Origin of the sequence: Chenggangzhangella methanolivorans (assembly GCF_042648545.1) — a bacterium.
In the GTDB taxonomy this organism is placed as follows: domain Bacteria; phylum Pseudomonadota; class Alphaproteobacteria; order Rhizobiales; family Methylopilaceae; genus Methylopila; species Methylopila methanolivorans.
On record NZ_JBHRXS010000004.1, the window covers coordinates 616214 to 633602 of the forward strand.

Here is a 17389-nt window from a genome sequence, read left to right on the forward strand (position 1 = left end):
TCACCTAAGGTGGTCGAGTCCACCGCTGGAATGGTCCGCGCTGGACGGTTCGAGCGAGACCAGCTTTGCCCTCCCAGAATCCGCCTTTTACCCCTCGCGCCGAGGATGTCTCGGTCGCGCGCCAACGTGCCGCGCGTAGCGCCGAGATCATGTGCGGCGACCTGCCGACGCTTGCGGACCTGCTCGTCGGCCATCCGTTCCGAAGTGGTGACTTCGAGAAGGACGTCCGCTCGTGGGCGCACACAACGCTGAACGCGCTGGTCGTCTGCCGGCCTGAGCGCGGCCGCGCCGATCTCGGGAGCGCCCTTCATGCACTCCTGGGCGAGGTCAGCCTGACCAACGTCGCTGAGGCCGGACGGGAGCTTGAGCGCGTCGGGGCGCTGGCGGCCGCCGCCGAGGAGAAGATCCGCTACGAGGGCCGGGTTCGTTGCGACCTTTATTGCGTGGCCGGTTTCGGAGCCCTGGAGCCGCGCGCCCGGCTGATCGGCGCGATCATGCTTTTGACCGGTAAGCACCACCAACACCACCTGCTCGCGATGGCGGCCGGCCTGCGGTTCCGGATGATCGTCCAGGGCGGGCGGCATCCGAAGTCCCCGGGCGACCTCCATACCGCCGGCGAGAACATCCTCCGCTCGGCATGGTCGAGGATCTCCGCCGAGCGCCGGGCGGAGGGCGACATCGAAGAGGGCATCCTCCGCAACCGGCCCGAACCCGGAGAGATGACGGACCTGCTCGACGAGGTCATGGAGGACCGCGGCGAGATCGTGCGCGCGCCGGGCGGGTTGGCTCGCCTGCGCGAGAGTCGCGTGACCGGCCTGCAGGTCGTCCCGAAGCAGCCGGCGGGCGCGGGCGATCGTCTGTGGCGGCCCTTCGCGGCGATCGCCGGCCGGCGCTTGCCGCTGGTCCGCCGCGGGGATGTGGCTGCCCACCGCCGCGCCCTGGTTCGCCGCGCGCCGCATGCCGCGGCCGCGATCGACGTGATCCTGCGCGACCTGACGGCGTCCGAGCTCGCCTGGATCAGGCCGACGCTCTTGGTCGGCCCTGCAGGCGCCGGGAAGACGTCGCTCGCACGCTCGATCGCCGAGGTCATCGGCTTGCCGGTCACGACCTACGCGGCCGGCGGGATCGCGGACGCCAGCATGATGGGGACCAGCGCGCAGTGGTCGACGTCGCGGCCGAGCGTGCCGCTGGACCTGATCAGGTCTTCAGGCGTCGCGAATCCGCTGGTCGTGCTGGACGAGGTCGAGAAGTCGCAGGCGTCCCACAACGGCTCGCTCGTGGACGCCTTGCTGGCCTTTCTCGAGCCGTCCACCGCCCGGCGCTACCGCGATCTCGCGCTCGAGATCGAGGTGGACCTATCGCGCGTGTCCTGGATCGCGACGGCGAACAAGCTCGATGACGTCCCGCGGCCGCTGCTCGATCGATTCCGGATCATCCGGGTTGAAGAGCCGACCTGGGCGCATGTCGGAGATCTCGCGCGCGGCATCCTCGACGACATCGCGGCCGAGCGCGACCTCGACAGGCGATGGCTGGACGAGCTGGCCCAGGACGAGCTTCAGGTGCTCAGACGAGCATGGAACGGCGGTTCGATCCGGCGACTGCGGCGCGCCCTTGAGGTGCTCGTCGACGGGCGTGACATGGCGATGCGGCGCGCGTGATGGAGCAAGCCCTCCTCATCGTTTCCATCGCGATCGCGCTCCGCGGCCTTCACCGAGACGGCCTGCTCGAACCAGCGCGCGCCAACGGGATCGCCGGGCGCGGCGCGGACGTCATCGAACTGCTCGGCATCGTTTCTCGTCTCGAGGATGAGGCCGAGATCCGGGAGCGTCTCGGCGAGCCCGGCGTCGCAGATCTACACGTGCGAGCGGCGGGTATGGAGCGGCTGGCGCTGGAGCTCCTCGACGCCGGCGGCTGGCTGGCCGTATTCGACGCCGCGCCCGATCATGCCCGAAACACCTGGGAAGCGCTCGCCGCCGATCTGAGTGCGGCACACGCTCAAAAGGTCAAGCCTGCACCTGATGGGATCGAGGTACAGGTCGATATGGCTCGGCGCACGATGCACGTGCGGATGTCCATGCGACCGCTACTCGACCGCTGGTGGATCGGCAGGCTCTTCGGCCCTGGCCGGCCCGGTCACCGCTGGCCGATGGTCGGCGGGAAAATCCACGGCGACCCGCGCTCGGTCGACGGGGATGAGGTGATGATCGTGGCCGTCGTTGAGGGCCAGACAGCACGCGGGCTTAGCGGGCTGGACTACGAGCTTGGGAGGCCGGCGTGAGCGCGTTCGATGCCAAAGACCCTGCGCGACGCCGAGATCGCGAGGGGCGAATGACTTCTGACGCGCTCATCCTCGCATTGGCCGCCGACGTCGCGACGGCCCATCGGACCGGCCGGATCAGCCGACCTGTCGCGACCGCGATCCTGACGCGGCCGAGCCCGATCGCTTTATCGTTGGCTGGGCTCGGAGAAATCGGAGGCCGGATCGACGCGGCCGGAGGCTGGGAGCTCGTCTACTGGTCCGCCGGCTCGGAGGCGCGCACCGCCTGGGCGGAAACCGTCGCACTGATGCTTGAGCAATTCCCGCGGCTGGATGGATGGGCGCTTGTCGGAGAGGTCGACGGCCGGACAATGGCGGCCGGAAATTTCTCGCACATCAGCGTCGGCGCCGGGTACGCGATCGGGTTTTTCGACGCCGTCCGGTTGGGCTCGCAGGCGAGGCGTGAGACCGAGATTCCGAGATCATGAGCGCGTTCGAGCCAAAGACCCTGCGCGACGCCGTCGTCGTGATCGGGCTGCTGACCCGCGCCAACGCGGATCGTGGGTTCATCGGCCGCGAGGAATCCGCGCGCCTGCTCTCCATGAGGGAGCCCGACCTGCTCTTGGTCGTTGTGGAAATCAACGGGCTCCGGCTTTCAGGCGATCACGAGGGCGCGTGGCAGCTGTTGCAGGCCTTGTCGCTTATCGTCGTGGCGGGCGGATGGCCCGCCGTTGTCGCGGACCCCGAGGCCTCGGCTCAGTGGCCTAAATTCTGGAGGCCGGGGGAATGAGGCTCTGGGTGATCTCCGACCTGCACCTGTCCAAGATCGCGGCGCAGTCCGGCTGGCAGCCTCCGCGCGTGGACGCCGACGTCGCGGTCGTGGCCGGCGACATCGTGGAGGGCGTCGGCTTCGCGCTGAACTGGCTCTGGTTGACGATCACGCGCCGGATGCCGGTCGTGTGGGTCGCCGGGAATCACGAGTTCTACGGCGAGATACTGCCCCAGGCCCGCCGGCACGCCCGGACCTACGCCGATCGCGTGCCGAACCTGCACCTGCTCGACGACAGCCAGACCGTGATCGACGGCGTCCGATTCCTCGGATCGACCCTCTGGACCGACTACAAGCTCTATGCCTTCGGCGAGCGGGCGCGCCAGGAGGGTTCCATGCGGGTCGCGGAGCGTCTGCCCGATCACGCCCAGATCTTGATGGAGGCGCCGGAGCCGGGGAAGATCGCGCGCCGGTTCTCGGCCGCCGACGCGCTGGAGCTTCACGAGACCAGCGTCGCCTGGCTGCGGTCCGCGTTCGAGATCGAGCACGACGGCCCGACAGTCGTCGTGACCCACCACGCTCCGCACCCACTCTCGGTCGCGGAGAGATGGCGTGGCCACCCCAGCACGCCGAGCTACGTCAGCGATTTGAGTTCCCTGATCGACGCCGGCCAGCCCCGGCTCTGGAACCACGGGCACACCCACGTCAGCCTCGACTACTCGATCAAGCCGATGTTTTCCGGCCTGCGGGACACGCGCATCATCTGCAACGCGAAGGGCTACGCCGGCGAAAACCCGAGCTTCGACTGGGGCCTGGTGGTCGATGTCTGATCGCCCGCGCGACCTCGGCGACGTCGTCAACGACATCGAGCGCATTCGACACGAAGCCGGCCGTCGCGCGCCCGGGCAGAAGCCCGTGGTGGAGCCGTTCTACGACAGCCGAGATCCGGACGCCGTCGAACGCGCGGCCGCCGCGATCGAGCAGTGGACTGACCCCGGCGCCCGTCGATGGTCGACCCCGCTCCGCCGGTACGCCGCAGAGCTCAGGGCGCCGCTCGCTGTGCCCACCGAAGCCGAGCTCGTACGGCGTTGCGTCACCGGCGAACACGACGTGACCACGCTCCGGGAGATACTTCAGCTCACGCTTGTCGAGACGATGGACCTGCTCATCGGCTACCGGGCCAAGCCTCGGGACGGCATGCATTGAGTCACGCTGACGCACCCTCATTTCGAGCTTGCGGCTTGCGACTTGATCTACGGGTGACCTGCCCATGACCTTTCGATAGGTCAAGAAAATACAAGCCTAAACCACTGATAAGGCTGACTAAATTGCGCTTTCGCGTGTTTTCCGACCTGCATGTGGACGCCAATGACGGGCTCGCGGTCCCGCTGGATTTGAGCGACTGCGACGCCGTGATCGTGGCCGGCGATGTGAGCGAACGGCTCTCAACTCGGGTGCTCGACTGGCTGGTCGAGAACATCGCGATTGCCGGCGCGCCGGTCGTCTACACCCCGGGCAACCACTGCTATTACGGCAAGCGTTTTCCTGCGGAGCTCGACCGGGCGGTCGCCGCGTTCGAATCCGCCGGGATCAGCCTGCTCGCGCGCGGGCAGAGCGTTCAGATCGGTGACGTTTTTGTGGTCGGCGCGACGCTCTGGACCGACTTCCGGCTGACCGGCGACCAGCGGGCGGCGATGCTTGCAGCCTCGGATCGAAGGTCGGGGATGAACGACCACCGGAAGATTCGACATGGCGCCGGCTCGCGGCCGTTCCTGCCTAGCGACGCCGTTCGGGAGCACGCGGCCGCGGTCGAGGCGATCACCCGGTCCTGCCGAAGCGCTCGTGCGGCTGCCGATTCGCTCGTGCCGGGCGGTGGCCCTGCGGATACGCTCGTGGCCTGCAAAAACGTTCGCGGGCGTGCAGAAAAGTTCGCAGATGAAGGCCGGCCTGCAAATCCGCTCGCGCGCAAAAACGCTCAGCCGATCGCAGGAACCTTCAGCGGCGACGACGACGTCGCAAATCCGTCCTGCAAAAACGATTACGAGCCTGCAAAAACGATTACGAGAGCGGCCGAGCCTGCAAATGTCGTTGTGGTCACCCACCACGCGCCGAGCCCGAGGTCGCTGCGTGGCGGCCAGGTGACCGGCCTGCTGGACGCCGCCTATGCATCCGATCTGGAGAGCCTGATCCTCGACCTGCAGCCAGCCGCCTGGATCCACGGGCACGTCCACCGATCCGTCGACTACGAGATCGGCCGCACACGGGTGGTCTCGAATCCGCTCGGCTACGTCACCCAGGTCGGGCGCGGCAAGGCGGCGCGGATGCAGCTCGAGAACCCGGAATTCGATCCGTCCTTCACGATCGTCGTCGGGCGCGAGACGCCGCCGGAGGATGAGGCGGCGATCGGGGATTTATGGCGCTGACGCCATATCCGCGTTTATGGCGCTGACGCCATATCCTACCGCTCGGGAGGAACTGGCCTCCCAGCTCCCGAATCCTCCCGAGCGGTAGGAGCTAACCGATCGGGAAGAAACCGGCTCTGAGGGCTCGAATCTTCCCGATCGGTAAGATTTCAGGCCCCTGGAAACGGTACGGGAGAAGCGAAAAGAAGGGTCCCTTATTTCCGGATCAGCGTGCCCAGACCGGTGCCCGGACGGCGTTCGCCTGGTTCGGTGCCGGCGGCTCGAAGACCAGACTGATCCTCCTGTTGCCGCAGCGCGGGCATTTAAGCAGGCTCTATAACATACTGGCCAGAAAAGATAATCCCCGCTTTCAGGCGAGGTTGCGGAGGTCGAGTTCCTCGAAGATGTCGCAGCGGCGGCTGGACGTTTTGTGGTCGACCGGGCCGCCAACGCACCGTGCCCGGACCCTCCAGCCGGCGCTCAGTGCATCCGCGATCGTTTCCACAGCCGCTATGAGAACATATAGGGAACAATTTCTGGACGGGTCAACCCGACTCGGGCACGATCGGGCGATCGGCGGAAAATAGATCACTCCGGCGGAAACGGCGTTACAGGGGGCTTACGAGATGGCTGAAACCGCTGAGGCTCTTGGGCCACAGGATTCCGCGCTCGACATCGCCACCGACCGGGCTGTCGAGGCCTGCTACGGCGATGCATGGGACGCTGTCCGAGGTCTCTTGGTCGCGAACGCTGCGCTCGAGGAGCAGATCGCCGAGCTCGAGGCTCGAGTGTCGACGGGGTACGCGCGCGGCCGCGTCAGGAGAATAGCCAGATCAGGATGACCGCGACCGCGGCCCCGCCGATCAGCGGGCCGTACCGATCCGTGCGGATCCGCCAGCGCTGGATTCTTCACCACCGAACCCAATGCCGTGATTAAGCCTGCCACCCGAAAGCGATGCCGGTCATCTTGACGACGGAGGAGGAAATCGACGTCTGGACGAGGGCGGAGTGGTCTGAAGCGAATAGGCTTCAGCGGCCTCTGCCGGACGATCAGCTCACTGTGGTAGCTCGGGGATTAAAGTGGGACGGGGCGAACTCGTAGGTACTCTGATACAGGTAACGGCCTTTTTTTGGCATTGTCATCGCTGGTTTATTGTTCTCGTATACACGACCAGTTTCGATAGTTGTACTATTGATATTTGGCCTAATATTCCTATATATTTTAATTACATCGTCTGGAAGCTCAAATCATTTTCAGACAGCGATCGATAAAGCGTCGTCTGCTGTCCAGGAACACCTCGAGACGCTGGCCCGGAAGCGGCTCGCAACAGTGAGAATAGACGAATATGGCGTCATTCATGACGCGGCTTGGCAGAAAGAATGGCGCTACTTCGTCGAGAAGGTCATCCACGCGAAGCTCAACGACAAAGAGCGCAACGCGTTCGACGCGATGCAGCGCCAGCCGTTGGCTAATTTCAAAGATACGATCATTGCCCCTATCGTGAAGAGAGCCGAAGAGATCGCGGCCAACAGCGCGATACCGGACTTCATGACCCCGACCGGCTTCGAACAGTGGTGCCAGCGGCGACTGCAGAAACAAGGCTGGATTGCAATAACTACCCAAGCCACGGGCGATCAGGGCGCTGACGTGCTGGCCGAGAAGGACGGCTTCCGTGCCGTCGTGCAATGCAAGTATTACACGTCGTCGGTAGGTAATAAGTCAGTCCAAGAGGTCTTCGCCGCTAAGCAGCACTACCGCTATGACGCTGCCGCTGTCGTCACCAACGCTGGTTACACGGCCTCGGCGCGCACGCTCGCCAGGTCAACAGGCGTCGTGCTGCTGACGATCCATGACCTCGACCGCTTTGATGAGTTGATGGACGCGCCTTGGACGAGGGTAGCGTGATGAGATTTTTGCTTTCCGGCTACGGCTACCGGTCGAAGGTCTCGGACGGATCCAAGTCATACCGCACCTTGCGCGGACGCATGGGAGCGCTCGACGAAAGTGTCGAGTTCCGGAAGAACGGCATCTCGACCGGTGCGCCGGCCTTCGTGCTTAAGGCCAAGACGTCGAAGACTAGCGAATACACCTCCGACAACGACGTTGAGATCGTGCTGTTTGACCTGAAGGAGCACGAAGTCCTCGACCTGGCAGCGAAGCTGGTCGACTACGCTACCTTTCTACACGAGCAGCGACCCGGTCACGGCTACCAAGGGGCGACAGATCGGGTTCCGGCGTGGGCGTCTGACGCTCATCGGGTCGAGTATGAGCGCGAGACCGCGAGAGCATTCGGCCGACTGCTGGCCACCACGATCACCTATGAGAAGAAGGTCAGCTATATTAACGGCATTATGGGCTACGCAGACGGAATTGTCGCGGCCCTGGCCAGGCGCGTAAGATCCGCAGGAATTTTCGAGAAACTGCGCCAAAACAATTCGCCCGAGCGCCCGCCGTCACGCGACTTCGGTCTTTGGGATGAGGCGCTGTCTCTCGCCGAACGACTCCAGGGGATGGTGCAGCCGGGCGCGATTGAGCGACGGGAAGAAAGGCCTCCGCTCAGGCTCGTTGATCCGGACTAGGCGAAGTCCAGAGGCTCGCTATAGGGCGCTTCCTGAGTGCGCCGACTAGCGGCTTCGTCAGCCATCCAATTTGCCGTCCGGACCGCAAGAACCTAAGCGAATTCGTCATAGCCGCGTGTCTTCGATCGGTCGTTAGTCAGCCCGCACATCTGCTCGGCGTCGATCAGGATGGCGGCGTTGGTGCGGATTATCGCCATGTGCGGCAGGACGGTTTTGCCTGGACCGTCATCGATGGTCTGGCCGGCCTTTTGCGCGCCAAGATGACTCTCCATCGCAGCGATGCAGATTAGTCATGTAACATATCAAAGCAGATCGTCACGCTCGACAGCTTAGTGGCGTCAGTGACTGACCCACATCGGTCGTTGGAAACGTCTGTTTGGCGAGCCTAATCTCAGCGCTGGTGTGCAACTCTAGCCGGCGCTTGGCAACGCAAGCCTTAATCCAAGTCGACGTCAGCCCTACCGTGGTCATAACGGCTGTTGAGCTGGCGCAGAAGTCTACCATGGACGTTGGAAATCTACCCTGCCGATTGCGTTGCGGCGCCAGATCGGTAGCGTGCAACCAAGAGGTGTCGGGGGAATCGGATTGCCAGAAGCATCGACCACAGCCACATGGGTGCGATTTCTGCGCAACTACGGGCCGATTCCAACAAACGACAACATGTATGACGAGTCGATTCAGCGCGCGTTGAAGCGGCACAGGATCAAGCCTATCGTGTTGCCTGCACAGTTTATGCAGGCGCTGCTTGAGAATTTCAGTGGTGCCGACCCTGTAACCCAAATCATCACCGGGACGGCGGGCGACGGAAAGACCTACCATTGCCGCGAGGTTTGGAGCGCCCTCGGCGGCGACGAGGCGACCTGGAACAAGGGCACCAAGGTCCAAACGCTAGCGGTCGGCCAACGCACCCTTGTGATCGTCAAGGACCTCAGCGAGCTTCGCGACGAAGAAAGCGCAGAGCTCATCGCCGGCGTGGCGCGCGACGTCACTCAGCCATCCTCGAACACCGTCTATCTCCTGGCCGCCAATCACGGCCAGCTCTTGGAGAAGCTGAAGGCCGCACCCGACACGCCGGAGGTGCGCCGACTCTCGGACGTGGTCGAGGACCTGCTGGTGACTGGCGGCACCGACGATCGGGAGGTCCGCCTGAACCTCAGCGATCTCAGCCGCGCGCCGGCGGCGAAGATGACGTCGTACATTATCGACGAGATTGGTGGTCACGAAGGCTGGGCGGGCTGCGACGGCTGCCCCGCGGCTCGTGACCAGGCCTGTCCAATCCTCGAAAACCGCCGGCGCCTGACCGGCGCTGACGGCCACGGGAAGTTCAGACAGCGTCTGGCGTCGCTGGTCGAACTCAGTGAGCGGAATGGCGGCCACTTTCCGGTCCGCCAGCTCCTTTCACTCGTGGCGAATGTGATCCTCGGTCACCCCGATGGTCGCGATGGCCTGATGTCCTGCGGGGACGTCCCAGACATTGTCGCCAGCGGCAGGGCCGATCTCGCCAGCGTCTACCGCAACGTTTTCGGCGAGAACCTGAAGCCTAGCCGTGCCGAGAAGACCGAGCCCTTCAAAAAGCTGAACCTGTTCGGCATCGGCGCGGAAACCAGCAATCGGGTGGATAACCTCCTGGTCTATGGTGCCGACGACCCTGCCTATTCCGAGCCCTATGACGCTCTTGTCCGGAAGGACCCGTTCTACGGGGCCACGGCGAACTACACCCAAGGTCAGAAGGCGTATCTAGAGGGCGGGGAGGGCGTCGACCGTTCCGCATTCCTTCACCTGCTCAAGGCCCAGCGCCAGCGCCTGTTCTTCACCCTGCCGGATGACCTCGTAGCGGCCTACGAGCTGTGGGACCTGACGGTCTTCCGCTTTGCGGGCGTCTACCTCGAGGTGGCCGAAAAGTTGGGCGCGAAGCAGCCCCTGCCGCGGGCCGCGCTCTCGATGATCGTGCGGGGTCTCAATCGCGTGTTCACCGGCATGCTCGTGCAGAACCAGGACGAATTGGTCCTAGCGACGTCGGGCAGCTACTCGCAGTCCAAACGAAGCCCGCTGCTCGACGAACTGATTTCTGTTCCCCGACAGGGGGGCGAGGAGGTCAGCCTGGTGCTCAATCCTCAGGGTGGCTTCGACGTCGCCGTGCGGCTCACGCGGGGCGAGATCCATCCGGCCGTGCGCCTCGAGCTCTCGCCGACCCGATTCGAATTCCTGGGCCGGGTGGCCGAGGGTGCGCTGCCGAGTAGTTTCTCGCTCGAGTGCCACGAGGACATCCTGGCCTTCAAGGCGCGCCTGCTCCGCGAGACCGAGACCCGGCGCAAGCTGGATGGTGACGACGTCGGCGAGGATGGTCAGCTGGTGCTGCGCTTTATCGAACTGACTAACGACGGGCGGGCCACGCCGCGCCGAGTGATGGTGCGGGCATAACCATGGAGGTGCTGGCGAGGCCGACGCATTTCGAGGAACGCTCCGGGCCCGAGATCTGGGTCGATGAGGCGATCTGGGGCCACCGGCTCCACGACGAGCAATCGCCCTGGCTGACGTTTCTCGAGTTCCTCAATGTCCTGTTGGCAGAAAAGGTCGCTGGCCGGGCGCTGCAGGAAACATCGCTGAACAGCTTGAGCTATCGGCCGCAGACCCAGCTTCGACTGCGCAACCTGGTGTTCAACAACCCCCACATCACGACCGTGCTGGCGGAGGACCGCTCCGACGAACTGGCCTGGACGTCCTGGTTGGAGAAAATGGCGGACACCGCCGGGGGGCTCGAGTCACCCGACTTCGCCTACCTGCGCGACCGCTTCGAGACCTTTCGCGACTTCGCGGCCGTCATCCGTTTCCTCCAGGGCTCGGCGATCGAGGGCGACAGCAACAAGCGCTGGAGTTCCAAATTCGTCTTCCCGTTCGGGCCCAACGGCCTCTACGAGGACGTCAACGTGAAGGTCAACGGCGGAGTGACGACTGACCGCCGGTTCTTCGCGCGCACCGGCGAAATCCTCTACCTCATGCTTTGCCGCAGCCAGCGCGTCGAAGAGCTACGCGAACGGCTCGTCGGGCAGTTCCTGCAGAATCCGGCGCCCTATGACGGCATGGTCCGGGCGCTTCAGGGAGAGGCTCAGCTTGCCAAGGCCGACCGCGGCGGTGCCTTCCTTCCCTGCTCATCGCATCCTGCGTTCGACCGTCTAGCCGAGGATTGGCTCGCCATCCTGTCACTGCCGATCCCGGCCTACGACGCGATCCCCCACCTCGTCGCGGTGACCGGCCTCAACCTAATCCTCTATCAGCTCGACCGGGCCGGCGAAGTCTTGGGCAGCGAGCGCGCCAGCTTGGTGTGCGAGATCGTCTCGCCCAAGAAGTCTGTGGTGCGCGATCTGTCCGCGGACTCCTACCAGTCCAACAACGCCCTGCCGCAGCAGGCGATGGAGCGCTTCATCCGGGCGACAACCGAAACGTCGCAGTGGCAAACCGCGATCACCTCCGACGACGCGGCCATCGAAGTTGCCGAGCTGCTCAAGCGGGCATTCGACTGGCCCGATCCGGACGACGACGATGAGCGCAGCATCCCGCCCGAGGAGCTGATAGACCGGCTAGTCAATAAGGCTGCGGTCCGACACAAGCAGCACGTCGGCAAGGTCCACATGACCTGGGCCCGCGCCATTGGCCTCTCTTCGCGCCGTTCGAGCCGGCGGGTGCGCTACGCCCCAACCGACAGGCTCCTCAAGACGCTTGTTGTGACCTGCGTGGCCAAACGGATGGAGTTCAAGGACTTCTTGGCTACCCTGGCAGGCCGTTACGGCCTCATCATCGGTGATCATCAGGCCCGCTCCTTCATCGACAGCGGCAATGCCGATCAAGAGGATTTCTCTGACAACGCGCGCCGGCTCGAAGAGCGCCTCGCCAGTCTCGGCCTGCTGAAGCGCCTGTCCGACTCCTGCGCTTACGTCGAAAATCCCTTCCAGCGCGGAGAAGCCGCATGAAGCCGGCCGACCTCATCGGCGCTGCCGGCGCAACCTCGATCCAGCAGCGCTTGTCGACGCTCACATCCGAGGATGGCGTAGCGCGCTACCTGCTCGACCGCCTTACCGGCGAGCAGGTAGCGGCGATAACGGCGGCCTTGCTGGCAACATCGGGTGTCGCGGCCCAGCTGAAGATCGCGATCCCACGCGCCTTAGTCGACGGTCACGGCCTGCCGGACGCGGTTGTCACTGACGATCGGACCGTCGCGGTGCGCAACGCGGAGTGCGAAAAGCCGGCGCTCCTGATGGCCAATACCGACGACGACCAGGGCGAGTCCTTGCAGGACGTGACATTGATCGGCGCCAAGCAACTCACCGAGGACGTCGCCCCCTGGGTCGAGGCCGCTAGCACTGGCCTCGGTCTGCCGGAGGGGCAGCTCGCCGCGTGGCGCGCGGCTTTGGCGGGGCTGAACGCCGCCGACGACTGGACCCTCCACCAGGTCTCCCATTTCGTCGCCCTTACGCGCCAACGCGTGGCCGAGGAGTCCAAGCCCGTCCAGGAAGCGCTCGGCTGGGCGCTGCCCGCTCTGAGGCTCCCGCGCGACAGCGGCTATTTCGTCGGGATCAAGGATAAGGATCTCGACCAGCCGCGCCGTTGGAGGAAGCTGTTCGATAAGCTGATCTCGGACCGCAAGCCGCTCATGGCGAAGATGCGGTCCAACCGCCAGACTATCGATGCGGATGAGCTGCAGGGACAGTTCGAGCAGTCGAAGGAAGACATCGCCGCCATTGCGCACGGGCCGATTGAGGTCTTCATCGCGGCGCCGCCCGGGTGGGGGGACGCTGCTCAGGCGCTCGCCGAGTTCGAGTGGGAGGCAGACAACGTTCTGCTGCTGTTCTCCGGCATCAAGCTCAAGAAAACGACGCTGGCCGAAGACACGATTAACTTCTTCGAATTCGATTTGCCGGGCCGGCTCAGCGATGCCGACGAGGAGTATCTTAAGGCACTGAAGGGGCGTTCGCTCAAAGAGACCCGCGACGACGATCGAGAGTTCTTCGAAGCCCACCGCGATGACCTCGGGCAGGACAAGCCCCTGCGCGCAAAGTGGGAGCGGTTCATCTTCGGCCGCCCGATTGAGTGCACGGACTTCCTCGCCGGCCTGCTCCTCGTGCTCGAGCGCCTGTTCGGTCAAGTCAACGCGACGGGCGGCCCGCGCAGCCTAACCATCCGCTCCGCCCGCAGGTCGCGTAGCCAGTGGCTCGACATGAACGCAGACATCGCCCTTGCGTTCGGTGTGCGCTACCGCGGCCTGCCCGCGCTGATGGGCAACGCGGTGACCTGGGACGCGCCTCACATCTTCCAGTACGAGGAGCTTCTGGAACGCGCGAAGCGCCGCAAGAAGTATCGACGCAACGAGTCGGTCTCCCGAGCGAGCCTGCAGATCAAGTTCGACGTCGAGTTGGTCGTGGGCTCTGGTGCCGGCTCGGAACGCGCCGTCGTTCAGCTCGTATGGGCGGGGCAACCCAATGCGATTGGCGCGGAACTTTCCAAGGACCTACGGCGTCTGTTGGAGCGTCCGCTGCGCCGAACAAACGTTGCCCGCCTACTGGTGAGCCGAAAGGGCGCCTTGCAATCGGTCTCGCTGTCCGATGTAGGGACCCTACAGCCGGCGTTCGGCCAGGACGCCGGCTCCTTAGTGCCTAGGACCAAGGTCGGCGAGGATGTCGCGAAACTCATCCCGCGGCGCCTTAAGGAGGCCCGCCAAGTCGGTCGGTTGACTCCCGATGCGGCGGACGCCGTGGCGGCCGCCTGGGGGACGTTCTCGGAGGTCTATGGGCGGGCGCTCCTGGCCTGGTCGGGGACCGGGTACGCCGACGCAGTGCTCTTAGAGCAGGCCGAGGCCTTTGGCGCGCTGTTGCGCTGCCTCTCCGTTCACGCGGTCGGCGACATCAACCGCCAAGGGCTGTGGGAGCAAGCGTTGGGCTTGGGCATAGTGCAGATCACCGGCGCGGCACCCTCGGCGATCATCGCGCCGTGGCACCCCATGCGCCTAGCGGCCACCGCCATCAAGATGCGATCGGTCGCCGGCTTGGCAGACTATCTCCTGTCGGACAACGACGTGAACTTCGGGGACTCGCGGCTATTCTTTTCCGACCTGCGCGAGGAGCTCGGCCACCCGCTCTACCCCGAGATCGCCGTGGGCTACGAGGGGGCGGAGCCGGTGCTGCTGGTCGAAACGGGAACCGTCAACGACTACTCCCTGTTCGAGCGGCCGGTGCGCGATCCGGCCGAGGCCGGCACCGACGTCGACCCGCAGGAGGCGGCGCGTCAGATCCGCGGGGTGCTGGAGCGCTACCTCGACTTGCAGCCGCATGAGGGATCGAACCTCAGCATCATGCTCTACAACTGCGATGCAGCTGGCCTGCCCCTCGCAACGATCAACGCCCTGAGCACGGTGCAGGACGAAGATGAGGTGCATTGCAACGTCCTCGTCCGCCACCGGGACCGCAATCGGCTCACCCAGGTCTATTCGGAGCTGCTGGAGAAGTCGGAGGGCGATCCAGACGCCATCGTGGTCAGCGAGACCTCCCGCAACTTCATGTCCAAGCTGCGCATCGGCGTGATGCTGGACGGGGGCGGCGGCCCCAAGGACGCCATCGGCCGGCGGATCGATGTCGCCTTCCTCCACGACGTGGTGTCTCGCCAGGCCAAGGAACACTGGTTTCCGGTCCCGGCTGCAGAGCGGAATCCGTCGCTACTTGAACACGTGCCGTCGCGCTGGTCCTATCGCCGGGTAACTGCCGAAGACGAGCTCAAAGCGACAAGTTATCTGACCTGTCCGCGCCAGCCCGATGCTGGCTGGGCCTATGTCGATGCGGTCGCCGGGGTGATCCGCCGGCAGTCGCATGGCACGCAGGAGCACGTCCTGCCCGCGCGGCAGATCTCCTTCCAAGATCATGGCCTGAAGTCGATGTTCGACGAGGCCCACCAGCTGGCGGAATGGGTTGCGACTTACGACGACCTGCTCGACAAGCGGCAGCTGACTGCACAGGGGATCAGCGTCATCCGCTATCGCCGTCAGCGCACCCACGGCCGCAACATGGTGGTCTCCTCGACTTCCGAACTGCGTCTGCTGCACGTCCTGGTCCGTCGGCGTCTGGGGGAATTGAACCTTGGTCTGTCCGACGCTCGGCTGTCCGAGCTGGCGCGGCGCATGATCAACGACGCCAACGCTATCTCCGGCGATATCGTGCTTCGAGCGGCCAAGCGCGGTATCTCGGCAGGTGAATTGATCGGATTGGTCATAAGTCGAGCGCTCGTCGCCGAAGAGCTCGGCGACGGCGCTGCGGTTGCCTGGTTCTTACTCGACGACTATGCGGAGTGGCTTGGGCAACGCGAGGAAGGGTTGGCGGATATCCTGGCGCTGAGCGTCGGCGTCGACGCCGATGGCACCGAGCACCTGCGCGCCGTGGTCACCGAAGCCAAATACGTCGATGCGTCCGGCCAAGCGGATGCTAGCCGCAAGTCCCGCCAACAGCTGCGCCAGACGGTCAGCCGAATGGACGACGCCTTGTTCGGCTATCCCGGCCGGCTCGACCGCGACCTTTGGCTGTCGCGGATCGCAGACCTGTTGCTCGACGGAACGGCAGCCCTCGGCCATTCGACGCTTCTGGAACGGGTGCGCGACGGAATCCGTCAGGGCAGGGTGCCCATCGACCTGCGTGGGTACTCCCACATCTTCATCTCGGGGCCGCCGAGCGATGCGAGCAGCCTTGGAGACCAGGAGTCTATCGCCGACATCAGCGGCGGCCTGCAGGAGACCTTCACGCGGGAAGGTGTTAGGGCCCTGATCAAGGCTTACGAGTCCAACGAGCCTCTAGCGCCGCAGCGTGAGGCGCTAATCGGCGTGCGTCCGTGGCAGGCCGATACGTTCAAGAGCCCGGCACCGCGCATCGACTGGACTAAGGCCATCGACCTCGACCCTAAAGCACCACTGCCCAAGCCGGTCAACGTCCAGACCTTCGACGATGACGAGGACGATGGGGATGACGACGACGGCGCACCGCCGAACGCGCCCCCGTCCCCGTCTTCCTCGCCGGAGCCCAGCCCCGCGGGTGGTGCGGCCGCCGCGCCGTTCACGCCGGCTCTATCTTCACCCGCCGAGCCTGCCCTCGAAAATGGTGGCACCGAGGTCGCGCCCGCGGCTCCTGCCGCGCAGGTCTCGCCTCCGCCCGCGTCGGAGCCAACCAGGGGGCTCGCCGAACTCGTTCGGGAGAAGGCGGAGCAGGCCCGCGAGGACACGGCCGATGACCAGGCCTGGCTCAACGCGACAGCCCAGAAGCTGCGCAGCGCGCTCCTGGGTTATTCGCTGCAGGCCAAGATCGTTGGCACACGGCTGACGCCTAACGCCGCGCTAGTGCGGTTCCAGGGGAGCGATCGGCTGCGGGTGGAGGACATTGAGGCCAAGCAGTCGGCTTTGCTGACGACCCACGGGCTCCGGCTGATCTCGATCTCGCCGCTGCCCGGCGAAATCGTCGTCGGGGTCGCGCGACCGCAGCGTCAGACCGTCTCCATGTGGGATGTCTGGGCGCGCCGTGTGCTCAACCGCAACGCAGTCGGTGTGAACACCTCCTTCGTTCTCGGCCTTAAGGAAATTGATGGGGACATCCTTTATCTGAACCTTAGCGGTCCATTCGCCGGCGGGACGCAGCACGAGCCCCATACCCTAGTCGCTGGCGCGACCGGCAGCGGCAAATCGGTGCTGATCCAGGCGTTGTTGCTGGACATCGCCGCCACCAATACTAGCCGTTTGACCCGGATCCACCTGATCGACCCCAAGATGGGCGTGGACTACGCCGCCGTCGAACGATTGCCCCACTTGCAGGGCGGGGTGGTGGTCGAACAGTCCCGTGCGACCGAGGTGATGGAAGGCTTGGTCGCTGAGATGGAGCGGCGCTACGACCTGTTCCGGCAACGGGGCGCGCGCGACATCCGCAGCTTCAACGAGAAGGCCGACGCGGCGGAGCAACTGCCTTGGACCTTCCTCGTCCACGACGAGTTCGCCGAATGGATGCTCAGCGACGACTACAAGGAGGCCGTCACCGCCAATGTCTCGCGCCTCGGGGTCAAGGCCCGCGCGGCCGGCATCCACCTGATCTTCGCCGCCCAGCGGCCTGACGCCAACGTCATGCCGATGCAGCTGCGCGATAACCTCGGCAACCGCCTGATCCTCAAGGTGGCCAGCGTCGGGACCTCGGAGATCGCCTTAGGGGTAAAGGGCGCCGAGCAGCTGCTAGGGCTTGGCCACCTGGCGGCCCGTCTCAGCGGCGAGCCTGCCATCATCTACGCCCAGGCGCCGTTTCTCTTGGACGACGACATCGACCTGGCCGTGAACGCCATCATTGCCGGCGACGCTGGCGCCTAGGCGCTCCA

The 17389-nt window shown here is 65.0% G+C and carries 14 protein-coding genes and 1 pseudogene; 14 read left to right on the forward strand and 1 reads right to left on the reverse strand.

Features of this window, described 5'->3' with window-relative positions; genetic code table 11:
- Positions 1 to 149 precede the first annotated feature (149 nt).
- From ACFOWB_RS08365 to ACFOWB_RS08415, 11 genes and pseudogenes are all read left to right on the forward strand, one after another.
- A complete protein-coding gene (locus ACFOWB_RS08365; RefSeq protein WP_128778772.1) occupies positions 150 to 1658 on the forward strand; it encodes an AAA family ATPase in 1509 nt (502 codons plus the stop codon).
- Positions 1658 to 2278, forward strand: coding sequence for a hypothetical protein (locus ACFOWB_RS08370; RefSeq protein ID WP_128778773.1), 621 nt, complete (start codon positions 1658 to 1660; stop codon positions 2276 to 2278). The genes ACFOWB_RS08365 and ACFOWB_RS08370 overlap by 1 nt, the downstream gene beginning before the upstream one ends.
- On the forward strand, positions 2275 to 2745 hold the full coding sequence (locus tag ACFOWB_RS08375) for a hypothetical protein (protein WP_378146716.1): 471 nt from the start codon (positions 2275 to 2277) through the stop codon (positions 2743 to 2745). Before ACFOWB_RS08370 ends, ACFOWB_RS08375 begins: the two co-directional genes overlap by 4 nt.
- Positions 2742 to 3047, forward strand: a complete 306-nt coding sequence (locus ACFOWB_RS08380) for a hypothetical protein (protein ID WP_128778775.1) — start codon at positions 2742 to 2744, stop codon at positions 3045 to 3047. The genes ACFOWB_RS08375 and ACFOWB_RS08380 overlap by 4 nt, the downstream gene beginning before the upstream one ends.
- Entirely contained in the window at positions 3044 to 3856 is an 813-nt protein-coding gene (locus ACFOWB_RS08385; protein ID WP_128778776.1) for a metallophosphoesterase, read from the forward strand. Before ACFOWB_RS08380 ends, ACFOWB_RS08385 begins: the two co-directional genes overlap by 4 nt.
- Positions 3849 to 4232 (forward strand): hypothetical protein, encoded by a 384-nt coding sequence (locus ACFOWB_RS08390; RefSeq protein ID WP_128778777.1) that lies wholly within the window; start codon positions 3849 to 3851, stop codon positions 4230 to 4232. The genes ACFOWB_RS08385 and ACFOWB_RS08390 overlap by 8 nt, the downstream gene beginning before the upstream one ends.
- 122 nt (positions 4233 to 4354) lie before the next feature.
- On the forward strand, positions 4355 to 5449 hold the full coding sequence (locus tag ACFOWB_RS08395; RefSeq protein WP_128778778.1) for a metallophosphoesterase: 1095 nt from the start codon (positions 4355 to 4357) through the stop codon (positions 5447 to 5449).
- Between the two features lie 605 nt (positions 5450 to 6054).
- On the forward strand, positions 6055 to 6270 hold the full coding sequence (locus ACFOWB_RS08400) for a hypothetical protein (RefSeq protein WP_128778779.1): 216 nt from the start codon (positions 6055 to 6057) through the stop codon (positions 6268 to 6270).
- Positions 6271 to 6333: 63 nt separating this feature from the next.
- Positions 6334 to 6530, forward strand: a pseudogene (locus tag ACFOWB_RS08405) (SOS response-associated peptidase); the annotation flags it as partial.
- A gap of 228 nt (positions 6531 to 6758) precedes the next feature.
- Complete coding sequence (locus tag ACFOWB_RS08410) at positions 6759 to 7334, forward strand: restriction endonuclease (protein ID WP_128778780.1); 576 nt, start codon at positions 6759 to 6761, stop codon at positions 7332 to 7334.
- Positions 7334 to 8008: a hypothetical protein gene (locus ACFOWB_RS08415; RefSeq protein WP_128778781.1), complete on the forward strand. Its 675-nt coding sequence runs from the start codon at positions 7334 to 7336 to the stop codon at positions 8006 to 8008. The genes ACFOWB_RS08410 and ACFOWB_RS08415 overlap by 1 nt, the downstream gene beginning before the upstream one ends.
- Before the next feature lie 92 nt (positions 8009 to 8100).
- Here ACFOWB_RS08415 and ACFOWB_RS08420 read toward each other — a convergent pair whose 3' ends face one another.
- A complete protein-coding gene (locus ACFOWB_RS08420; RefSeq protein WP_128778782.1) occupies positions 8101 to 8280 on the reverse strand; it encodes a hypothetical protein in 180 nt (59 codons plus the stop codon).
- A gap of 388 nt (positions 8281 to 8668) precedes the next feature.
- On the opposite strand from ACFOWB_RS08420, the gene ACFOWB_RS08425 reads away from it, so the two are divergent.
- Genes ACFOWB_RS08425 through ACFOWB_RS08435 form a run of 3 tightly spaced genes read left to right on the forward strand, consistent with a single transcriptional unit; the run spans position 8669 to position 17381 of the window.
- The gene (locus tag ACFOWB_RS08425) at positions 8669 to 10429 is read left to right on the forward strand and encodes a hypothetical protein (protein ID WP_128778825.1); all 1761 of its coding nucleotides are present in this window, start codon (positions 8669 to 8671) and stop codon (positions 10427 to 10429) included.
- A gap of 2 nt (positions 10430 to 10431) precedes the next feature.
- The gene (locus ACFOWB_RS08430) at positions 10432 to 11976 is read left to right on the forward strand and encodes a hypothetical protein (RefSeq protein ID WP_128778783.1); all 1545 of its coding nucleotides are present in this window, start codon (positions 10432 to 10434) and stop codon (positions 11974 to 11976) included.
- Positions 11973 to 17381 carry an FtsK/SpoIIIE domain-containing protein gene (locus ACFOWB_RS08435; protein WP_128778784.1) on the forward strand — a complete coding sequence of 1803 codons (5409 nt, stop codon included), beginning with the start codon at positions 11973 to 11975 and terminating at the stop codon, positions 17379 to 17381. The genes ACFOWB_RS08430 and ACFOWB_RS08435 overlap by 4 nt, the downstream gene beginning before the upstream one ends.
- Positions 17382 to 17389: the final 8 nt, after the last annotated feature.